3 protein-coding genes and 2 pseudogenes are annotated in these 4,327 nt (G+C 58.5%); 3 read left to right on the forward strand and 2 right to left on the reverse strand.

Annotated features, from left to right (window positions below):
* The first annotated feature begins 247 nt into the window (after positions 1–247).
* Complete coding sequence (locus P3T23_RS47080) at positions 248–1,624, forward strand: IS30 family transposase (protein WP_429322859.1); 1,377 nt, start codon at positions 248–250, stop codon at positions 1,622–1,624.
* On the opposite strand, the gene P3T23_RS47085 is transcribed toward P3T23_RS47080, so the two are convergent.
* A complete protein-coding gene (locus P3T23_RS47085) occupies positions 1,602–2,204 on the reverse strand; it encodes an IS3 family transposase (RefSeq protein WP_429322860.1) in 603 nt (200 codons plus the stop codon). The genes P3T23_RS47080 and P3T23_RS47085 overlap by 23 nt on opposite strands.
* Complete coding sequence (locus P3T23_RS47090; protein ID WP_429259853.1) at positions 2,201–2,515, reverse strand: transposase; 315 nt, start codon at positions 2,513–2,515, stop codon at positions 2,201–2,203. The genes P3T23_RS47085 and P3T23_RS47090 overlap by 4 nt, the downstream gene beginning before the upstream one ends.
* A 516-nt stretch (positions 2,516–3,031) precedes the next feature.
* On the opposite strand from P3T23_RS47090, the pseudogene P3T23_RS47095 reads away from it, so the two are divergent.
* Both P3T23_RS47095 and P3T23_RS47100 read left to right on the forward strand, forming a co-directional pair.
* Positions 3,032–3,562 (forward strand): annotated as a pseudogene (locus P3T23_RS47095) (DUF1186 domain-containing protein); the annotation flags it as partial.
* 156 nt (positions 3,563–3,718) lie between these two features.
* Positions 3,719–3,805, forward strand: a pseudogene (locus tag P3T23_RS47100) (SEC-C metal-binding domain-containing protein); the annotation flags it as partial.
* Positions 3,806–4,327 lie beyond the last annotated feature (522 nt).

The raw sequence follows: 4,327 nt of genomic DNA on the forward strand, positions 1-4,327 counted from the left end.
AGAAAGGCGATGGGCGTCAAGCTGTCCTGCCGGCGTCGTCATCCCGACGTCGTTTCTGATCGCCGCGAGGAGGTGTAGTGTGAAACACAAGCCTTATCGAAGCAGTCGCCCGCAGTGCCCATCGACGGTTGCACGCGTGCCTCGCGACAGCGCCGCCCAAAGGCAATGGACGTGTACTGGGCGGATTCAACCGGTCGTCGCAACACCTTTGATCGAGGAGGTGTTTATGGGACGACCGGCGGGGTGGATGTATAAGTTGACAGGGCGAGCAGCGATGCGCTCGCCAGGTGCGCCGTCGCATCGGCGTGAGATCGAGCGGCGATTTTGGGAGCAAATCGCGACAGGCATTACAAGTGAGAAGGCTGCAGAGGCGGTTGGCGTGTCGCAGGCGGTAGGCACTCGCTGGTTTCGTCATAATGGCGGCATGCCACTTTTCATGTCGAACCCCTTATCCGGGAGGTACTTGTCGTTCGCGGAGCGAGAAGAGATTGGGTTACTTTCGTTCCAAGGCGTCGGAGTACGCGAGATCGCTCGCCGTATCGGACGCAGCCCGTCAACGGTCTCCCGGGAACTGACACGTAACGCTGCAACTCGTAGCGGCCAGCTTGAGTATCGGGCTTCGGTTGCGCAGTGGAAGGCCGAACTGGTTGCCAAAAGACCCAAACCGTCGAAACTGGTGACTAACCCACGGCTGCACCACTACGTGCAAGACCGTTTGGAGGGCAAGGTTCGCGATGCTGATGGCCGTGCGATTGCTGGGCCTCGGCAAGCACCGTTCAAAGGGAGAAACAAGCCGCATCGCGGTGACCGTAAATGGGCTAATGGCTGGTCGCCCGAACAGATTTCCAAACGGCTGCAGTTCGACTTCCCGGATGACGAATCTATGCGCATCTCTCACGAAGCGATTTACCAGGCTCTCTATATCCAGAGCCGAGGTGCCCTCAAGCGCGAGCTGGTCAGCTGTCTTCGCACAGGGCGGGCGTTGCGCGTGCCGAGGGCCAGGGCACGAGCCAAGGCTTGGGCGCACGTTAGCGAGGATGTGATGATCTCTAGCCGGCCTGCAGAAGTGCAGGATCGTGCCGTGCCAGGGCATTGGGAGGGTGACCTGATCATCGGCCTGAACCGATCTGCTATTGGGACGCTGGTGGAGAGATCAAGCCGTTTCACCATGCTCGTGCACCTGCCTCGGGAGAAAGGCTATGGGTTGACTCCCCGGACGAAGAACGGCCCCGCGCTGGCTGGCTACGGAGCTGTCACGATGGCCAATGCGCTCAAGAAGACCGTGACTGACATGCCTGCCCAGTTGTGGCGGTCATTGACTTGGGATCGTGGCAAGGAACTATCCGATCACGCTCGCTTCACGGTCGAATCCGGGGTGAAGGTATTCTTCGCCGACCCGCACAGTCCATGGCAGCGCGGCACGAACGAGAACACGAACGGCCTCTTGCGGCAATACTTTCCAAAGGGCACAGACCTGTCTCGGTGGAGCGCTCGAGAAATCCAGGCCGTTGCCAATGCACTGAATTCCAGGCCCCGGAAAACGCTTGGTTGGAAGACCCCGGCCGAAGCTCTGGACGAGTATCTAAAATCTGTTCAACAATCTAGTGTTGCGACGACCGGTTGAATCCGCCTTGACACCCCTGGTCCGAATGATGGATGACATGCTCGGGCCGACGTTGCGCGAGCGCCATATCGAGCGCACGCAGCATCAGCTCCGTGTACAGATGGTTGGACATCGCCCAGCCCACGACGCGGCGACTGAAGACATCGAGCACCACCGCCAGATACAGGAATCCCTCGCTCGTCGGAATGTAGGTGGCGTCTGCCACCCACAGCACGTTAGGCCCGTCGGCACTGAAGTGACGGCGTACGAGATCAGGTGCGCGCCGTGCCCCCGCGCGAGCTCGCGTGGTCTGCTTCCAGTGCCGACGGCTTGCCCCGCATAGACCGGCCAGGCGCATCAAACGCGCGACGCGCTTGCGTCCGACATGCACGCCCTCGCGCCCAAGCTGGATGTGGATGCGCGGCGCGCCGTAGGTGCCGCGCGAACTCGCGTGCAGTGTACGGATGTGCGAAAGCAACTGCGCATCACTGCATGCCTGTTTCGACGGCTCTCGTACCAACCACGCGTAGTAGCCGCTGGTGGAGACCCGCAGCAGCCGCGCCATTGTGGCAATGGGCCAGCGAACCCGGTTCGCCTTCATGAATCCGTACCCTTCGGCGGTACGACCCCGGTCTCCCGGGCGAACCAGGCCGCCGCGTGAGAGAGTATGTCGCGCTCCATCTCGAGCTGACGGACCTTGCGACGCAGCCGCGTCAATTCTTGCCGCTCGGCCGTGGTCAACCCGTCGTGGCGCATGCCGGTGTCACGATCGGCCTGCGCAACCCAGTTGATGATGCTTTGTGCGGTCGGCTCGAACTCGCGCGCCAATTCCTCAGGCGTACGTCCCGCCTTCACCAGTTCCACCATCTGCGCCCGGAATTCCGCCGGGTACGGCTTCCGATGCTGGCCCATGACGGCACCTCCTCTTCAAAAGAATAGGTGTCCGTTTTCCCGGGTCAACCTCAATTGCGAAGTGGCTCAAAGCCAGCTTTCGTCACTTCAGTCAGGCACTGCGATCGTAGCACGAGCGAACGAGGGCTGGTTATCCGTTGTTGGCCGACCCCGGTCCGGTGACGACCGACTCGGATCGACCCGGAACGCGGAACGGCCCGACGGCGTGACAGAAAGCGGCCAGTCAAACTGATTGCCCCTTAAAAATTGGTTCTTCAAACTGAAAAAATCGCCAGGGGAACTCCGGCGGCGAGCCCGTTGGCAGCCGTAGCAGCTTCCTCAACGCGACCAATGAAGTGACATCACGTCTTACCTAGGCTGTACAATGAGCCGCCGCCGCTCAGCTTGCCTCCTAGCGGGAATCATGCGCCGCCTCTACCCGTCATGACAAACCAGACGCAAACCTCGTACTTTCAGTTGCTTGATCGACTCGCTAACTTTGGCGAAACCCTGTCCCGTTCACGCATCGGTCCACAAATGTGGCATGAATATCTGCAATCGGGCTTTGATCAGTCTCACGTTCCAGATTTGATCCGGATCTTGGACGACACGACAGTGTACGAATCAGAATTTAACGACACTGCCATGGCACCGATTCATGCATGGCGGATTCTCGCCGAACTTAAAGCCACTGAAGCAGTTCCTGCGCTCCTATCCATACTGCATCGAATTGATGACGAGAATTACGACTGGATAGGCGAAGAGTATCCCGATGTCTTCAGCAAGATTGGCCCCGCCTCGCTCAATGCCATCGAGTCGTATGCCCGTAATCCTCAAAACGGGGAGTTCGCTCGAATCTGCACATTCCGGGTGATTTCTCAGATTGGGGCCGATCATCCGGCACAAAGAGCAAAATGCGTCGAAATTCTGACCGATCTGCTTCGAGCCTACGAGACAAACGATCTAAGTATCAATGCCTTTCTCATTTCAGCGCTATCTGATCTGAATGCGTTGGAATCATTCGATGTAGTCCGCGCAGCCTACGAAAAGGATCGCGTGGAGCTGAGTGTTTTGGGGGATGTTGACCGCGCTGAATACCATTTCAGGACTCGTCCAGAAGATCGCACACTCGCCCGTATCATGGCGGAGGAAAGACTTGGCAACTTCCGCCAATGGTCGACATCTCGTCCATTCGAACCTGCACAAATCGTGGAGAAATCTCGGCCCATCATCTCCGGCCCCAAGATCGGGAGAAATGATCCGTGCCACTGCGGAAGCGGGAGGAAGTACAAGAAGTGCTGCGGGCCCTGAAACGACGGTGCACTGAAAGGCGCTCAACGTGACTTGGCTGAAAGGCCTTCCGGCGGCAAACGGGCCCCACTCCGCTCGGGAGCGGCCGGAATTTCCAAATTTTTCGCGCGAGTGTGGATGTATGTCCACGCCAACCGCGCCATCCTTGCGCGTACAGTCGTAGGCGTATTTCACCCACTCGTAGTCGACGTACTGATTTAGCGACGTGAGTGCCATGGCCGGATTGCTTCTTGCCAGCATGGCTATCCGTTCCTGTTTCGTTGACACGCTTTCCGGTTTCAATGTACCTCCCGTGTTTCCCGTGAACGGTTCTGTAAACAACGACGACGATGCCTCCCTTTCCTCGACCGGGTCCGCCCGAACAGCGTTCCCCGGCGTCAGCGGTACTACGAAGGCACTAAGACTTCCTGTAGCGAATACGGAGTCACTTAAGTGCACCTGGTAAAACAGTTTGACTTTCGCTAACCTGGCCGCTTCATGTTGCCTGGGTAGAGGATGAAGTGGACGAAGTGTGTTGTTGAA

This window comes from Paraburkholderia sp. GAS448 (assembly GCF_050435685.1).
GTDB lineage: Bacteria > Pseudomonadota > Gammaproteobacteria > Burkholderiales > Burkholderiaceae > Paraburkholderia.

What these genes read in the sequence shown, in the direction of transcription:
- P3T23_RS47080 (WP_429322859.1), top strand. Translation starts at nt 248, where the DNA reads ATGTATAAGTTGACAGGGCGAGCAGCGATGCGCTCGCCAGGTGCGCCG.
- P3T23_RS47085 (WP_429322860.1), bottom strand. Translation starts at nt 2,204, where the DNA reads ATGAAGGCGAACCGGGTTCGCTGGCCCATTGCCACAATGGCGCGGCTG.
- P3T23_RS47090 (WP_429259853.1), bottom strand. Translation starts at nt 2,515, where the DNA reads ATGGGCCAGCATCGGAAGCCGTACCCGGCGGAATTCCGGGCGCAGATG.